Below are 16,833 nucleotides of genomic sequence, written 5' to 3'. Positions count from 1 at the left end.
ATTCACTACATATTTCTACAAATTATGCTATCATTATATCTATTGTATATTGAAGAGGTGATTGTATGTTAAAGATTGGATCTCATGTTTCCATGAGTGGTAAGAAAATGTTATTAGCAGCAAGTGAAGAGGCTGTTTCATACGGTGCAACAACGTTTATGATTTATACAGGTGCACCGCAAAATACACGAAGAAAACCAATTGAAGAATTGAACATAGAAGCAGGAAGAAAACATATGGAGCTGAACGGAATTGAGGAAATTATCGTCCATGCGCCGTATATTATTAATGTTGGGAATACGACGAAGCCAGAAACATTCCAATTAGGCGTAGACTTTCTTCGCATGGAAATTGAAAGAACATCGGCATTAGGTGTAGCGAAACAAATTGTTCTTCACCCAGGAGCGCACGTTGGTGCTGGAGCAGATGCTGGTATTCAACAAATTATTAAAGGGCTTAATGAAGTATTAACGCCAGAACAGACGGTTAACATTGCGTTAGAGACGATGGCAGGAAAAGGAACAGAATGCGGTCGTAGCTTTGAAGAAATTGCAAAAATTATTGATGGTGTAAAATATAATGAAAAGCTATCCGTATGCTTTGATACGTGTCATACGCACGATGCAGGATATGATATTGTAAATGACTTTGACGGCGTATTAAACGAATTTGATAAGATCGTTGGTATAGATCGTTTACAAGTACTTCATATTAATGATAGTAAAAATGTACGCGGAGCAGGAAAAGACCGTCATGAAAACATTGGATTTGGTCACATTGGGTATAAAGCATTGCATCACATTGTACATCATCCACAGTTAATGCATGTACCAAAAATTCTTGAAACACCGTATGTAGGGGAAGATAAAAAAGATAAGAAGCCACCATATAAATTGGAAATCGAAATGCTGAAAAACGGCACTTTTGATGAAGGGCTTCTTGAAAAAATTAAAGCGCAATAAGGAGGGGAAATCCCCTCCTTATTTTAGTAGTTGCTGAAATAATGTATTTACTTGTTGGGCAGTGGCAGGGGAAGTTACTTTTGCGATCTGTTTTAAGAGCTCTAGTCGCTCGTTGTTATCGTAAATATTAATATTTTTACCCTTCATAAGTAAAACGATTTGGTCAGCTTGTGCGGCTGTAATAGGAACTTCGTATTCTTTGCTATATTTTAATAACTCTTTTGTAGAAATATGATTTAATTTTTTATTAACAATTTGTTTAATGAGGTTCATCTTATTATCCTCCTTCACGCGTTCTTCTATCGAAATATATGAGCATGTAGCTTGTACATATTCGTATGGAGTTTCTTTTTTCATGAGGAAAAGAAGCGTATGTTATAATATAAGGACGAAACTACAGAAAAAGAGTACAGGGAGGGCTTATGGAGCAAAAGCAACATCGAAAAGAAAGTGTTATTCATCTCATTTATCGTTTAGTTATGATTATTTTTGGAGCAGCATGCGCGGCGGTGGCGATTGAACTATTTTTAATGCCAAATAAAATTATTGATGGTGGAATTATTGGTATTTCTCTTATATTAGATTATCTTACTCCTAACATTTGGTGGTTAAGTTTTTCTACTTTAGTCGTTGTTCTCAATATCCCATTTATGTATTCCGGTTATAAGCAAATTGGAAAAACATTTATGTTATCTTCGACATTTGGTATTGTAGCGTTAGCTTTCATTGAGTCAACGTTACATGCGGTGCCACCATTTACAACAGAACCTATTTTAGCGACAGTGTTTGGTGGGCTTATTTTAGGTCTTGGTGTAGGACTTGTAATTCGTCATGGTGGGTCGTTAGATGGAACTGAAATTATGGGGATTTTATTAACGAAGAAACTACCGTTCTCTGTTGGTGAATTCGTAATGTTTGTGAACTTATTTATTTTTGCATGGGCAGCATTTGTGTTTGGTGTGGAACAAGCGATGTATTCTGTTATGACGTACTATATCGCATTTAAAACAATCGATACAGTAATTCAAGGGCTAGATGAAACGAAGGCGGTTTTAATTGTATCTGATCAATATGAGGAAGTATCAAACGCGATTTTGCATCGTCTTGGCCGTGGAACGACAAAGCTTGTAGCAAAAGGTGGTTACACGGATAAAGAAAAAGAAGTTATTTATGCAGTTGTAACGCGTCTAGAAGTGACGAAATTAAAGTCAATTGTGCATGAAATTGATGAAAATGCGTTTGTTACGATTATGAGCACGCAAGAGACAAATGGTGGTAAGTTTAAATCGGCTATTCACTAAAAGTTTATAGGAATATTTTTTGAAAGCAGAGAATTTTTCTCTGCTTTTTGTTATAATAGTAAGGTTTCTTGAAAAAATAGATATATTTTAGGCAGATTGGTTTACAACTATAATAAGCTGTACTATAATTCAAATAGATATAAATCGGAATCATTCTGAATTAAAATAGGTGAGATGCTATGAATAATATATTAGAAATTGAAGGTTTAACATTCCGATATGAAGATCGGAATGTGTTAGAAAATATTAATTTGCAAGTTCCGAAGGGAGCTTTTTTAGGTTTAGTGGGACCGAATGGTTCAGGTAAATCAACTTTACTTAAGTGTTTATTAGGCGTTTTAAAGCCAAAAGAAGGAAGTATACGCGTGTTTGGCGTTGATAGTAAGAGGTTTAAGGAATGGAACAAAGTTGGTTATGTATCCCAAAAGGCAAATAGTTTCAATTCTGGTTTTCCAGCAACTGTTTCTGAAGTTGTCTCAATGGGACTTGTTTCGAAAAAAGGGCTTTTTCGCTTTTTTACAAAAGAGGATAAAAAAAAGGTAGAAAAAGCAATTGCTGATGTAGGGATGAGTGAGTTTCAAGGTCGTAACATTGGAGAGCTTTCTGGTGGACAGCAACAGCGTGTATTTATTGCTCGTGCGCTCGTTAGTGATCCTGAATTGCTTATTTTGGACGAGCCTACTGTTGGAATCGATGTGAAAAATGTGGAAAGTTTTTACGAAATATTAGAGGATTTAAACAAAAGGCTCGGGATCACATTAATTCTTGTTACTCATGATATGGGAGCTGTTACTGAAAAAGTAACACATGTTGCATGCCTGAACCAACATCTACATTTCCATGGAAATGTAGAGAAGTTCCGAGAGTTAGAAGATGCAGAAATGTCCGTCTTATATGGACATCATGTTCATCGTTTAGAACACGAACATGAGCATCACGGGAGGATATAATGATACAAGATTTTTTACAATATGACTTTTTACGTAATTCTTTATACGCAGGTATTTTAATTGGACTTGTTGCACCGCTAATTGGTGTGTTTGTTGTTATTCGTCGTTTATCTCTTATTGCGGATGCATTAAGTCACGTGACGTTATCGGGTATTGCAGCAAGTTTATTACTTGAAAAAACCATTTTTACAGGTGGATTTTTAAACCCCTTATATATGGGGATGATTTTCTCGATTGGTGGAGCGCTACTAATCGAAAAGTTACGAACTGTATATAAGCACTATCAAGAATTAGCAATTCCAATTATCCTTTCGGCAGGGATGGGGGTTGGAGTTATTTTCATTTCACTTGCAAATGGATTTAACACAGACTTATTTAGTTATTTATTTGGTAGTGTCAGTGCTGTAACAAGTACAGATTTAATTATTATTGGGATTGTAGCAATTGTTGTTGTTGCGACAATTATTTTATTATATAAAGAGCTGTTTCTATTATCATTTGATGAGGAATACGCAGTATCAACTGGTTTAAGAGCGAAATGGATTCACTTTATTTTCATTATATTAGTTGCTCTTGTCATTGCAGTATCAATGCGTGTAGTGGGGGTTCTTCTCGTATCATCATTAATGACATTACCAGTTGCAGCAAGTATTCGTATTGCTAAAGGATTTAAACAAACAATTTTCTTTTCCATTTTATTTGGTGAAATTGCAGTAATTGGTGGAATGTTTGCTTCGTATCAACTTGATCTAGCGCCAGGTGGTACAATTGTTATGATAGCAGTTCTTATTTTAATCGGTGCGATTTTATGGAAGAAGAAAAAAACTGCATAAAGTAGGGATAGGTATGAATCTAACAGAAGCTTTACGCCTAATGAAAGAAAAAGGATATAAACATACTGGAAAAAGAGAAGAGATGCTCAGATTATTTGCAGCACATAATCGTTATTTAACTGCGAAAGACGTTTTAGAACATATGAAAGACGATTATCCAGGGCTTAGTTTTGATACGATTTATCGTAACTTAACAGTTTTTGCTGAGATTGGTGTTTTAGAACAAACGGAATTAAATGGCGAAAAACATTTTCGTTTTACTTGTTCTATTATGGAACATCATCATCATTTTATTTGTTTGGATTGTGGGGGGACGAAAGAGATTACTTCCTGCCCAATGGATTTTATGAATAAAGATTTTACTGGTTATGAAGTAACGGGTCATAAGTTTGAAATATATGGTCGTTGTCCAAAATGTGCAAAGTAAAAGCTCGTCGGTTATGTAACTGACGAGCTTTTTTACGTAGAAAAGAAGGTTGCTCACAAATATTGTGGCAACCTTCTTTTTATTGTTCTTGTGTCTCTTTTTCTTTTTCTCGTTCAGCAGCCATTTCAGCAGCAATTACGTCGATTTCTTTTTTCAGTTCTTCTACCATTGTTTCTTCTGGTACTTTACGAACGACTTGCCCTTTACGGAATAATAATCCCTCTCCACGTGCACCGGCAATACCGATATCAGCTTCACGAGCTTCACCAGGGCCATTTACAGCGCAACCAAGTACTGCAACTTTAATTGGTACTTGAAGTGTAGAGATGTATTCTTCCACTTCGTTAGCAATGCTAATCAAATCGATTTCAATACGACCACAAGTTGGACAAGAGATAAGTGTTGCTGCATTAGACGCAAGACCGAATGATTTTAATAATTCGCGAGCAACTTTTACTTCTTCAACTGGATCAGCACTTAATGAAATACGTAGTGTATTTCCGATGCCTTTATTTAAGATTGCTCCAAGACCAGCAGCACTTTTTACAGTTCCGGCAAACAATGTTCCAGATTCTGTAATACCTAAATGTAATGGATAATCAAAAGCACGAGCAGCTTTCTCGTATGCTTCGATTGCTAAGTTAACATCAGAGGCTTTCATAGATACGATAATATCGTGGAAATCTAAGTCCTCTAAAATTTTAATATGATGTAGCGCGCTCTCAACCATACCATCTGCAGTTGGGTACCCGTACTTTTCTAAAATGTGTCGCTCTAATGAACCAGCGTTTACACCGATACGGATTGGAATACCGCGCTCTTTTGCTGCATTTACAACAGCTTCTACTTTATGGCGACGACCAATATTACCTGGATTGATACGTACTTTATCGATGCCACCTTCAATTGCTTTTAAAGCAAGGCGATAATCAAAATGAATATCAGCAACAAGTGGAATGTTGATTTGTTTTTTTATATCAGCAATAGCATCTGCTGCGCGTTCATCTGGAACGGCAACGCGGACGACTTGACAGCCGGCTTCTTCTAAACGCTTGATTTCAGCAACTGTTGCTTCAACATCATGTGTTTTTGTTGTTGTCATACTTTGTATAATTAATTCATTATTACCGCCGATTGTTAAATTACCGACTTTAACTGGACGTGTTTTTGTACGATGAGTCATTTCATTCACGAATAGATCGCTCTCCTTATAAAAGAAGTTTCTTATTTAGTCCCTCATATCAATGATAGTATACGTGATATAGGGCTATAGAAACCGAAGTACTCGGTTTCACTTTTACTATTGTATCAGCGCCTTTATGTAATTGACAAGGATTAAGTGATAGCTTATTGATATAACGGGAATTTATAAGACTTTCCAATTTGTATTTTTGTAGCAGATGTACTTTTGTTTAATTGTTTAAAGTCGTCAATGACTTTTTCTATGGAAGGAATTTTTTTCTTGTTAATTTGTTCTGTAATAGAAAGAACTGTCTCACCAGTTTTTACTTCAATTGTTTTATAAGATACATCCGTTTCTTTTTCTGTTTTGTTCGCTTTATTTTGTTGACTGTCTGTGTTTTCTTTTTTAATTGTTTGAGCAGCAGTTGTTTTTTTATATGAACTTAACATCGGTAAAGTACCGATTTTTATATCGTAATAAAATATATAACCGAGAACAAGCACGAATAGGAATATACCTAATCTCTTCATATTCTTCACTCCTTTGCTAGGAATATATGCTTGTCCAAAAAAAAAATGCCTATTTAGGCATTTTTTATTTTTCTTTCGGTTTGGGTACCTCTTTAATCGTTAAGTATAGAACGATTAAAACAACAGCGATATAAATGAACGTTGCTCCAGGTACGACGATTTTGAATAAATCCATAATCATGAAGAAAATGGTTGGGATCGTGTAGCTGTATGCAGTTAGTGTCCAAACTTGTTTATAGGATAGTTTACGTTGACCGCTCATAGCAGAACCGATGAACGCAAGTAAAGTCACGCCTACAAAAGTTATGAATAATTGGAATAGGTACACTAAGAATCCAATAACAAATAATAAAATTGGATAAATATTATCGAATAAAGAAATAAATTCTTGTAGATCTTTTTTCTCAAGAGATGCACCTAACAAATCGTTATAAGAATACGTTTGTGTTTGACCATTTCCCATAGAGACTACTTTATCTTTTAAAACAAATAAACCTGTTTTATTTTGATATTTTTCTAGGTCTGTTGAATTTGGATCAAATACGAAAAGTGTATTTCCTTCTTCTTTTTCAATAGGTTGATCAATATCGGCTTTTAGTTCGCCATTTTCGATTTTAAAATCAGGTAAATCTTTATCGATGACTTGATTTACCATGCCAACACCATCCTGGATAAAACTACCGTACAAAAAAGTTCTTGGAATAGTAGTAATTAAGCAAAGTAGCATAATATACAAAATGGTTTTACCGATTTTTTGAAAACGGAATAGCGCCATATCTTTAGGCGAGTATATGCTTTTTACGAATTGGGTAAATATGGACATAGATTCACTTCCTTTATGTATGTATAAAATCATTGTAACGTAGGAATCTAGAGAATCTCAAGATATATTATATTTACATATAGTGGAGATAACTAAATTTCTTTTATTAACTTTCTTCTTTTAAATAAGAAAAATACAATTGACACTTTTCTTTTCTATATGGTAAATTTATCTTACATTTCTTAAAGAGCATATCCGATAGGAATTCCTCTATTTGATATGTTGTTACATACATAATTGTGGACCCTTAGCTCAGCTGGTTAGAGCAGACGGCTCATAACCGTCCGGTCGTAGGTTCGAGTCCTACAGGGTCCATATCCATTTCGCATGTTTATTATGTTAGCAGGAAGCTTCCTTGTAGAAGGAAGCTTTTTTTACGGAATATATGAGCATTTTAATTGAAAAGAAGTGGGAATTTTGCTACTTTAATGATAGCAAGACAATGTGATTTATTTGTTTGCACCCTATGGCAATTAGGGTAGAATGAAGTTGTATGTCACTTAAGTGGCAATACATAAACTGGGAGGAATATAACAATGGCAAAACACGAATTACCAAATTTACCTTATGCGTATGATGCTTTAGAGCCTCACTTTGACAAAGAAACAATGAACATCCATCATACAAAACATCACAACACGTACATTACAAACTTAAACGCTGCTTTAGAAGGTCATGCAGAATTAGCTGACAAAAGCGTAGAAGAATTAGTTGCAAACTTAAACGAAGTACCAGAAGCAATCCGTACAGCAGTACGTAACAATGGTGGCGGACATGCTAACCATACATTCTTCTGGACAATCCTATCTCCAAACGGCGGAGGACAACCTGTAGGTGAACTTGCAACTGCAATTGAAGCAAAATTCGGTAGCTTCGATGCATTCAAAGAAGAATTCGCAAAAGCTGGCGCAACTCGCTTCGGTTCTGGTTGGGCTTGGTTAGTAGTAAACAATGGTGAGTTAGAAGTAACAAGCACTCCAAACCAAGATTCTCCTTTAACTGAAGGTAAAACTCCAGTTATCGGTTTAGATGTTTGGGAGCATGCTTACTACTTAAACTACCAAAACCGTCGTCCAGACTACATCGGCGCATTCTGGAACGTTGTAGATTGGAACGCTGCTGAAAAACGTTACCAAGAAGCAAAATAATCGTAATAAATATAGAAAAAGCTAGGGGAGAGCTCCTAGCTTTTTTCTATGCTTTCCTTTTACATAATTGGGCTTGTCTTTGGAAGACTAGAACATGAAGTAAAGGAGAGTTGTGTATGAAATGGAAACATATAATTGGTGACGTTGAAGTGAATCGGGATTTAGTGTTATTGCTCCTTATAGGAGGTTTATACACGCTCGCAATTTCTTTATCGAATACGTTTGTAAATATTTATTTATGGAAACAAACACAAAATTATGTGAATCTTGGCTTGTATAATTTAGCCAGCGTGGTATTACAGCCTCTCACATTTCTTGTAGGGGGAAAATTAGCGAAACGTATCGATCGCTCGATTTTATTACGAATAGGAGTAGGGACGCTCGCAATTTTTTTTATTGTTGTCTTAGTAGCAGGGAAAAGTGCTTCTCAGTATATTTTATTAATGGGGGCTCTTTTAGGAGTAGGATACGGTTTTTACTGGTTGGCTTTTAACTTATTGACATTTGAAATTACAGAACCAGAAACAAGAGATTTCTTTAATGGGTTTCTTGGACTTCTTACATCCTTCTCTGGAATGATTGGACCAATAGCAGCAGGATACACAATTTCACGTATGGAGAAATGGAGTGGCTATACTGTTATATTCTTTCTTTCATTAGTTCTATTTGCAATTGCTGTCGTCTTAAGCTTCTTTTTATCTAAAAGAGAATGTGAAGGGCGTTATGAAATCGTGCAAGTATTGAAAGAACGACGGATTGATAAAAATTGGGGAAAGATTACACGAGCTCATTTTTTCCAAGGATTGAGAGAAGGAACGTTTATTTTTGTCATTTCAGTATATGTTTATTTAGCAACTAATAGTGAGTTTGCATTAGGGAAATACAGTTTAGTGAACTCTGCTGTATCCTTTGTATGTTATTACTTAGTTGCTCGTATGTTAAAGAAGGAGTGGCGAAAAAAAGCAATTTTACTTGGAGGCATTATTTTATATGCTGTCGTCTTTTTAGTTATTTTCAATGTTACATACACGAAATTACTTATTTATGCGGCATGTATTGCAATTGCATATCCTATTTTACTTGTTCCGTACGGATCAATGACATATGACGTAATTGGTAGAGCGAAAAATGCGAGAGAATGGCGTGTGGAATATGTCGTTGTTCGGGAGCTATGGTTAAACGCCGGAAGAATCTGTTCCATTTTAAGTTTTTTATGTGCTGTACTATTCTTTCCACCTGAAAAAAGTTTACCTTACTTATTATGTATTTTAGGTGCTGGACATTTTCTTATTTATTTTGCAGTTAAAAATGTCAAATATGATGAGGGAAATGCGAGTAAAGCAAGTGTTGTAACGCAAGGGAACGCGCAAAACCAAACTGAACCAGAAGGTTAACTTCTCGTTTGTTTTATGCTAGAATAGAAAAAGATGTAAGACAGCAGTGAGGACACCTGTATGAAGGTGTCCCTTTCACATTACATAGCTGTTGGTAGAGGGGGTTTGTATGAGCAAGAAGCAGAAGCAAAATAAGAAAAAGACCCACGTTCCTTTTCGGTTAAACGTGCTGTTTTTCTGCGTGTTTTTAATGTTCTCCGCTGTTATTGTAAGGCTCGGATATGTACAAATTGTTCGCGGTGAAGAATATAAGAATGAAGTGGAGAAGAAAGAAAACTCAACGATAAGTAATCCTGTACCGCGTGGGAAAATATTTGACCGTTATGGGCGACCTGTAGTAGATAATGCAGCCGTTCGTACTATTACATTTACAAAAATGAAAGGATCAACTGCAGAAGATCGCTTAGAAACAGCGAAAAAGCTAGCAGATTTGATTGAAGTACCGACAGATAAATTAACAGATCGCGATAAAAAAGATTATTGGCTTGCTATGCATAAAGAGGAAGCTAAAGAAAAAATTACGAATAAAGATCGTCAAGAGTTTAAAGATAAAAAAATTGATGATAAAGAATTAGACGAGCGTCAGCGAAGTCGTGTAACAGAAGAAGAGATTAATCAATTATCCGCAAAAGATCTAGAAATACTAGCGATTAAAAGTAAGATGGACGGCGGATATGCAATGACACCTCAAGTTATTAAAAAGGATGCTACAGAAAAGGAATATTCGATTATTAGTGAAAACCTAGCAGCATTACCAGGTGTAGATACGAATGTTGATTGGGAGCGAAAATATACGTACGATGATTTATTCCGAAGTGTACTAGGTGGGGTGTCGACATCTGATGAAGGCTTACCGAGAGAAAGACTAGATTACTATCTTGTTCGTGATTATAATCGAAATGACCGAGTAGGAAAAAGTTATCTTGAACAACAGTATGAAGATAGTCTGCACGGTACGAAAGCAGAAGTTAGAAATGTTACAGATAAAAACGGTAATATTTTAGAAACGATTAATGTATCAAAAGGACAAAGTGGTAATGATCTGAATTTAACAATTGATATGGAATTACAAAAGCGTGTGGAAGATATTCTTGCGAAGAATTTAATGAGATTTAAAGGAAGCGAACCTCTTTTAGATCGCGCATTCGTTGTAATGATGAACCCAAAAAATGGTGAAGTTTTATCTATGGCGGGGAAACAATTAGTTAACGAAGATGGTCAAACGAAAGTAAATGACTTTGCATTAGGTACCATGACAAGTTCTTATCCGATGGGATCAACTGTAAAAGGTGCAACAGTACTTACTGGATATCAAACTGGTGCGATTCAACCAGGATCGGTGCAATTGGATGAACCAATTAAATTAAAAGGTACACCTACGAAGTCGTCTTGGAAAACGATGGGATACATTAATGACCTTACAGCTTTAAAAATGTCTTCTAACGTTTATATGTTTAAAACAGCGATGAATATCGCCGGTGTTAAATATGTGAGAGGTGGTACGTTAGATATACCTCAAAAAGCATTTGATACGATGCGTTATTATTTTGGACAGTTTGGACTTGGTGTAAAAACAGGAATTGATTTACCGAATGAATCTGCTGGTCAGATGGGTAGAAGTAGTCAACCAGGTTTCTTACTAGATTTATCAATTGGACAGTATGATACGTATACACCGCTTCAATTAGCGCAATATATTTCGACGATTGCCAATGGCGGATATCGCATGCAACCACAAGTTGTAAAAGAAATTCGTCAACCGGCAGTGAAACCAGATGAAGTTGGGAAAGTTGTTCAATCTATGGAACCGAAAGTATTAAATCGTATTGATATGCCGGAATCGCAAATTAAACATGTTCAAGAAGGATTTAGACAAGTGTATAATGATTCAGGTGGTACAGCTACAAAATACTTTACAGGTGCAAAATATAAAGCGGCAGGGAAGACGGGTACGGCGCAAACTGTGTATGGTGGAGATAAAGAGATTGGTAGAAATGCAAAAGGTGAACGTGTGGAAACATATAACTTAACATTAGTAGGTTATGCGCCACTTGAAGATCCAGAAGTAGCATTCTCTGTTGTCGTTCCATGGGTACATGATGATAAGACTGGTATTAATGGATATATTGGTCGTGAAATTATGGACGCTTACTTTGATTTGAAAAACAAGGAAGTAAATGGTGAAGCTCCAAAAGATGATAAAGACAATAAAAATAAAGAGCAAGATGATGAATAAAAAAGTTGTAAAAAAGCACACTATCTGAAAAGATAGTGTGCTTTTTTTTATGGTTTATGCATATCGTGTAATAAATGTGGACAAGTATACAACATTGAAAAAACGCGGCCGTATAAATGATACTTGTATATGATGGGATAGGGGATAACTGTTTTATAGGGAAATCATCAGAGGAAATGAATAGCTACTACTGAATTAAAATTGTACCGTATGTTGATTTTTGTGGAACTTTACAAAACTTTTACAAACAATTAAAACCGAATTAATAGTTTAGCAGTATTCTTATATCTGTAATCCTGTTATTTCCGGTTACTTCTAGGAGGAAGAACACGTGAAATGGATGCGTACACCGATTAAAGTTTTCGTATTATCAATATGGTTCCTCTGTTTTGAAATGTCTACTGCATTTGCTTTAAATGATACGGGAGAAGTGAGAGTTGATGGATCCTCAACGGTTTTTCCTATTATAGAAGCAGTAGCGGAGGAATATACAAAGGTGCATCCAGACGTGAAAATTTCCATCAGTATTTCTGGAACTGGGGGAGGATTTAATCGTTTCAGTAAAGGAGAAGTAGATATAAATAATGCTTCGAGAGTAATGAAACAAGTCGAGAAAAATGAAATGAAGAAAAACTCTATTCAGTTCACACCTTTTGAGGTTGCTAACGACGGTCTTACGATTGTTGTGAATCGCCATAATACATGGGTAGACGATATGTCAGTAGACGAGTTACGACTACTTTGGAGTGAAGATGGAAGAGAGAAGCGATGGTCACAAATTCATTCAACATGGCCACGTGAACAAGTGAAGTTTTATGCACCAGGCGTAGACTCTGGTACGTATGATTATTTTCAAAATGTCATCTTACAAAATCATCGCATTGTAAAAAAAGTCTCTTTGTCTGAAGATGATCAAGTTATTATGCAAGGGGTAATGAATGATAAACATGCCATTGCTTTTGTAGGATATGCTTATTATATGGCTAATCGAGATAAGGTGAAAGCAATAAAAGTAAATGGTGTATTTCCGACGAAAGAGACCATTCAATCAGGTAAGTATAAGCCGTTATCTAGGCCGCTACTTACTTATGTGAATAATGCATCTATCCGAAATAAAATGAATGTAGCAAACTATGTTGAGTTTATGATTCAGCATGTCGGTAACCTCGCTGAAGAGGTCGGATATGTAAAATTAAGAAAAGAAAAATACAATGAACAGCTGCGTATGTTAACAGAAATAAAAGGGTAATGTCAGGGTGGAAAGGGGTTTTCATCTTTGGCTCATAATGACAAAAGTCAAATTACATTTTCTGTACAACATTTGATTGAAAGAAATACAAAACAAAGAAAAAAAACGCAGCGAATCAATCGAATAGTGCCTTTATTACTAAAAATAATTGCTAGTGTTTCTATTGTGACGACACTTGGAATTGTTTTTACGCTCTCTAATGAAACAATCATGTTTTTTCAAAAAATATCATTATACTCCTTTTTAACGGAGAAAGAATGGTTACCATTTTTTGAAGATCCTAAATTCGGTATATTACCACTTATATGTGGAACGTTCCTTGTAACAGCAATTGCTATGTTTGTAGCAATTCCTATCGGTTTAGCGTGTGCCGTATTTTTAAGCGAATATGCTTCAAATAGTGCACGGAAAATATTAAAGCCGATGTTAGAGCTATTAGCAGGTATCCCGACAATTGTATATGGTTTTTTTGCATTAACAGTTGTTACACCGCTTTTACAAAGGATTATACCAGATTTACAGTTTTTTAATGCGATTAGTCCAGGAATCGTTATCGGATTTATGATGATGCCTACAATTGCATCTCTATCTGAAGACGCGATGAGAGCTGTGGCGAAAGGGACGAAAGAAGCTTCATTAGCACTCGGAGCGACGCGGTTTGAAATGGTAAAACAAGTGGTGTTTCCGTCCGCTTTTACAGGGATTATGGCAGCAATTATATTAGCAGCTTCTCGTGCAATTGGTGAAACGATGATCGTTGTAATTGCAGCAGGATCCACACCAAATGTATCGCTTGATCCGACACATTCTATTCAAACGTTAACAGCCTATATTGTGCAAGTAAGTTTAGGTGATGCTCCGCATGGAACGATTACGTATTACAGCATGTATGCTGTAGGCGCAACGTTATTTTTGTTTACCTTTATTATGAACATCATTTCGCAGTCAATTATGCGCCGTTTTAGGAGGATGACATAATATGCGAATGTTGAATCATAAAAAAATACAAAAAAATATGGCATCACGCTTTTTAAAAGATCGAATTTACAAATTGTTATTTTATATAGCAATTTTATTTTCAATCGTAATTTTGTTTTTGTTACTGTTTCAAATTGTTGAAAAAGGTATAAGTTATCTTTCAATAGATTTCTTTACAAATTTCGCTTCACGTAATCCGAAAGAAGCTGGTATTGCTGCAGCTTTGTCAGGGACAATATTATTTATGAGTATTGTTATACCTGTTTCTTTTATATTTGGAGTTGGAACAGCACTTTATTTAGAGCAATATGCGAAGGAATCTCTATTTAAAAAAATAATAGAGATTAATAATCAAACGTTGGCAGGAGTACCGTCCGTTGTATTTGGATTGCTTGGTTTAACTATTTTTGTATATGCTCTTCATTTAGGAGAGAGTATAGTTGCAGCAGCATTGACGATGAGTCTACTCGTTTTACCAACAGTTGTTGTGGCGAGTCAAGAAGCAATTCGATCAGTACCAAGTGTTTTATTAGAGGGTTCTTACGGATTAGGTGCTACGAAGTGGCAAACGATGTATCAAATTGTATTGCCATATGCTTTCCCAGGGATTATAACGGGCTGTACGTTAGCGATATCAAGAGCAATTGGAGAGGCTGCACCACTATTAGTTATTGGGGCACTTGCGTTTGCAAATTATGTTCCATTTAGTATGTTTGATAGATTTACAGTTCTACCAATTCAAATTTTTAATTGGATGAGTAGGCCACAAGAAGAATTTCAGTATGTAGCAGCAGCTGGGATGATTGTTTTGTTAGGTTTGTTGCTATTTATCAATATATTTGTTTTATGGTTACGAAATCGAAAATAAGTTGGAAGTGGATGAAAGGGGAATTCAAATGGTAGCAACAGTAGTAAATGTACAGGTGAAAAACGAAGAGAAAATCGAGACTGCGCCAAAGAAGGTAGTATTTGATACGAAAAACTTAAATTTATGGTACGGGGAAGACCATGCTTTAAAAGATATTAATTTAAGTATTCATGAGAATGAAGTTACAGCCATTATCGGTCCAAGTGGCTGTGGTAAATCAACGTACTTAAAAACATTAAATCGCATGGTAGAGTTAGTACCGATCGTTCGAACTACAGGTGTAATTGAGTATAGAGAACGCAATATATTTGATAAATCATATCCAGTTGAAGAATTAAGAACGCATGTAGGAATGGTGTTCCAAAAGCCAAATCCATTTCCAAAATCTATTTATGAGAATGTAACATACGGTCCAAAAATCCATGGTATTCGTGACAAAAAGACATTAGATGAAATTGTTGAAAAAAGTTTACGTGGAGCAGCGATTTGGGATGAGTTAAAAGATCGTTTGCACGATAATGCATACGGTTTATCTGGTGGACAGCAACAGCGTCTATGCATCGCACGCTGCTTAGCTATTGAGCCAGACGTTATTTTAATGGATGAGCCAACATCGGCATTAGACCCAATTTCAACATTAAAAGTAGAAGAATTAATTCAAGAGCTAAAGAAAGATTTTAGTATTGTTATCGTAACGCATAATATGCAACAAGCAGCGCGTATTTCAGACAAAACAGCTTTCTTCTTAAGCGGGGAAGTTGTGGAGTATACAGATACAAACAAATTATTTACGACTCCTTCAGATAAGCGTACAGAAGATTATATTACAGGTCGCTTTGGTTGATATCGTTTCAAAGCTAAGAGCAAATGCCCTCTTAACAGAGGGCATTTCTTATTTTATCTTACTGTTAATAAAGAAGTAATACTTCTCCTTATCTTAAGTTTTATTACAAGCGTAAGAGGCTATGTAGGAGATTTACCCCGCTATTTGCGGGCAGTAAGACCCCCACCTTAAAATTTAGCGAAAGCAAAGAAGTTAGGGAGGGGATCTTGCTGCCTATCAAATCCCGATTGATGAGGGTTGATTAAAGTTTCACTTTTATATAATGGCACATAATATTGAGGGGGAAGAAAAATGGTAAGAGAACAGTTCCAAGGTGATTTAAAAGCGTTACAGCAAAAGGTGATTGAGCTTGGAGAATTAGCAAATGCGGCTTTATTGATTGCTATGGAAGGTCTGCATACAAGAGATGTAGAGAAAGCGTTAGAGGTCATTGATGGTGATTACCGCATGGATAATTTAGAAGAGGAAATAAACGATCTTGCGCTTATGCTCATTACGAAGCAGCAACCTGTAGCAAGTGACTTAAGAAGGATTTTTATTTCAATTAAAACAGCGACAGATTTAGAGCGCATTGCAGATCATGCTGTTAATATTGCAAAGGCTACAATTCGTCTTGGGGAAAAAGAAGTGGCTGTTAGTTTGCACAACCTAGATGAAATGTTTGCGGTTGCAAATGAGATGTTGCATTTAGCGTTAGAAGCATATGAACAAGAAAATTTAACTTTTGCGAAACAAATTGCTGAAATGGATGATTCCGTTGATGAAATATATGGAAAAGCAATTCGTGAGTTTATATCTTCAGTTCCGGAACAACCAGAAGCAATTACGCAAATTACACAATTATCATTTGTCGCGAGATATATTGAGCGTGTAGCAGATCATATTACAAATATTGCTGAAAATGTCTTTTATTTAGTAAAAGGAAAGCATTATTTATTGAATGAGTAGGAATGAAAGTAGGTGATGAGAAATCACCTGCTTTTTTTAGTCAAAACATGACAAAAAAAGCTCGTTGTTTCCTTTAGTTTATGATGATAAGATGTATCATAATGTAATGGAAAAATTAGTATATATGTTTGTCGTTAATAAGTATTATTTACCAATTTA

The 16,833-nt window shown here is 35.6% G+C and carries 17 protein-coding genes and 1 tRNA gene; 14 read left to right on the top strand and 4 right to left on the bottom strand.

What is annotated here, in order from left to right:
- Nucleotides 1-65: 65 nt before the first annotated feature.
- Entirely contained in the window at nucleotides 66-962 is an 897-nt protein-coding gene (locus M1D73_RS22050; protein WP_000912460.1) for a deoxyribonuclease IV, read from the top strand.
- 18 nt (nucleotides 963-980) lie between these two features.
- On the opposite strand, the gene M1D73_RS22045 is transcribed toward M1D73_RS22050, so the two are convergent.
- Nucleotides 981-1,235: a DUF2624 domain-containing protein gene (locus tag M1D73_RS22045; RefSeq protein ID WP_001048954.1), complete on the bottom strand. Its 255-nt coding sequence runs from the start codon at nucleotides 1,233-1,235 to the stop codon at nucleotides 981-983.
- A gap of 149 nt (nucleotides 1,236-1,384) precedes the next feature.
- Here M1D73_RS22045 and M1D73_RS22040 point away from each other — a divergent pair, with 149 nt between their 5' ends.
- The 4 genes from M1D73_RS22040 to M1D73_RS22025 all read left to right on the top strand — a co-directional run bounded on the left by M1D73_RS22040 (nucleotide 1,385) and on the right by M1D73_RS22025 (nucleotide 4,473).
- On the top strand, nucleotides 1,385-2,263 hold the full coding sequence (locus M1D73_RS22040; protein WP_000435963.1) for a YitT family protein: 879 nt from the start codon (nucleotides 1,385-1,387) through the stop codon (nucleotides 2,261-2,263).
- A 179-nt stretch (nucleotides 2,264-2,442) separates the two neighbouring features.
- On the top strand, nucleotides 2,443-3,213 hold the full coding sequence (locus tag M1D73_RS22035; RefSeq protein ID WP_001059663.1) for a metal ABC transporter ATP-binding protein: 771 nt from the start codon (nucleotides 2,443-2,445) through the stop codon (nucleotides 3,211-3,213).
- Nucleotides 3,213-4,046 carry a metal ABC transporter permease gene (locus M1D73_RS22030; RefSeq protein WP_000613815.1) on the top strand — a complete coding sequence of 278 codons (834 nt, stop codon included), beginning with the start codon at nucleotides 3,213-3,215 and terminating at the stop codon, nucleotides 4,044-4,046. Before M1D73_RS22035 ends, M1D73_RS22030 begins: the two co-directional genes overlap by 1 nt.
- Before the next feature lie 13 nt (nucleotides 4,047-4,059).
- Nucleotides 4,060-4,473: a Fur family transcriptional regulator gene (locus tag M1D73_RS22025; RefSeq protein ID WP_001054516.1), complete on the top strand. Its 414-nt coding sequence runs from the start codon at nucleotides 4,060-4,062 to the stop codon at nucleotides 4,471-4,473.
- 79 nt (nucleotides 4,474-4,552) lie between these two features.
- Here the strand turns inward: M1D73_RS22025 and ispG are convergent, their stop codons facing one another.
- From ispG to yqgB, 3 genes are all read right to left on the bottom strand, one after another.
- Nucleotides 4,553-5,656, bottom strand: coding sequence for a flavodoxin-dependent (E)-4-hydroxy-3-methylbut-2-enyl-diphosphate synthase (gene ispG / locus M1D73_RS22020; protein WP_153577907.1), 1,104 nt, complete (start codon nucleotides 5,654-5,656; stop codon nucleotides 4,553-4,555).
- Between the two features lie 164 nt (nucleotides 5,657-5,820).
- A complete protein-coding gene (gene yqfZ, locus M1D73_RS22015; protein ID WP_000825414.1) occupies nucleotides 5,821-6,186 on the bottom strand; it encodes a protein YqfZ in 366 nt (121 codons plus the stop codon).
- A gap of 64 nt (nucleotides 6,187-6,250) precedes the next feature.
- Nucleotides 6,251-7,009: a protein YqgB gene (gene yqgB / locus M1D73_RS22010; RefSeq protein ID WP_000021898.1), complete on the bottom strand. Its 759-nt coding sequence runs from the start codon at nucleotides 7,007-7,009 to the stop codon at nucleotides 6,251-6,253.
- A gap of 241 nt (nucleotides 7,010-7,250) precedes the next feature.
- Here yqgB and M1D73_RS22005 point away from each other — a divergent pair.
- The 9 genes from M1D73_RS22005 (at nucleotide 7,251) to phoU (ending at nucleotide 16,674) form a co-directional block, all read left to right on the top strand.
- A tRNA-Ile gene (locus M1D73_RS22005) sits at nucleotides 7,251-7,324 on the top strand.
- 221 nt (nucleotides 7,325-7,545) lie between these two features.
- Nucleotides 7,546-8,157 (top strand): superoxide dismutase [Mn], encoded by a 612-nt coding sequence (gene sodA / locus M1D73_RS22000; protein WP_001052031.1) that lies wholly within the window; start codon nucleotides 7,546-7,548, stop codon nucleotides 8,155-8,157.
- 116 nt (nucleotides 8,158-8,273) lie between these two features.
- Entirely contained in the window at nucleotides 8,274-9,551 is a 1,278-nt protein-coding gene (locus M1D73_RS21995) for an MFS transporter (protein WP_000871384.1), read from the top strand.
- Nucleotides 9,552-9,660: 109 nt separating this feature from the next.
- The gene (locus tag M1D73_RS21990; RefSeq protein ID WP_000038992.1) at nucleotides 9,661-11,787 is read left to right on the top strand and encodes a peptidoglycan D,D-transpeptidase FtsI family protein; all 2,127 of its coding nucleotides are present in this window, start codon (nucleotides 9,661-9,663) and stop codon (nucleotides 11,785-11,787) included.
- 331 nt (nucleotides 11,788-12,118) lie between these two features.
- Entirely contained in the window at nucleotides 12,119-13,036 is a 918-nt protein-coding gene (locus M1D73_RS21985; RefSeq protein WP_000871829.1) for a PstS family phosphate ABC transporter substrate-binding protein, read from the top strand.
- 27 nt (nucleotides 13,037-13,063) lie between these two features.
- On the top strand, nucleotides 13,064-14,014 hold the full coding sequence (gene pstC / locus M1D73_RS21980) for a phosphate ABC transporter permease subunit PstC (protein ID WP_000940918.1): 951 nt from the start codon (nucleotides 13,064-13,066) through the stop codon (nucleotides 14,012-14,014).
- Between the two features lies 1 nt (nucleotide 14,015).
- A complete protein-coding gene (pstA, locus tag M1D73_RS21975) occupies nucleotides 14,016-14,882 on the top strand; it encodes a phosphate ABC transporter permease PstA (protein ID WP_001242557.1) in 867 nt (288 codons plus the stop codon).
- A 28-nt stretch (nucleotides 14,883-14,910) separates the two neighbouring features.
- Complete coding sequence (pstB, locus tag M1D73_RS21970) at nucleotides 14,911-15,726, top strand: phosphate ABC transporter ATP-binding protein (RefSeq protein ID WP_000226686.1); 816 nt, start codon at nucleotides 14,911-14,913, stop codon at nucleotides 15,724-15,726.
- A 291-nt stretch (nucleotides 15,727-16,017) separates the two neighbouring features.
- Nucleotides 16,018-16,674, top strand: coding sequence for a phosphate signaling complex protein PhoU (phoU, locus tag M1D73_RS21965; protein ID WP_000251240.1), 657 nt, complete (start codon nucleotides 16,018-16,020; stop codon nucleotides 16,672-16,674).
- Nucleotides 16,675-16,833 lie beyond the last annotated feature (159 nt).

Source organism: Bacillus sp. PK3-067 (assembly GCF_056738645.1).
Note: the sequence above shows the minus strand (reverse complement) of the source record. Positions and strands in the feature narration are given on the sequence as shown.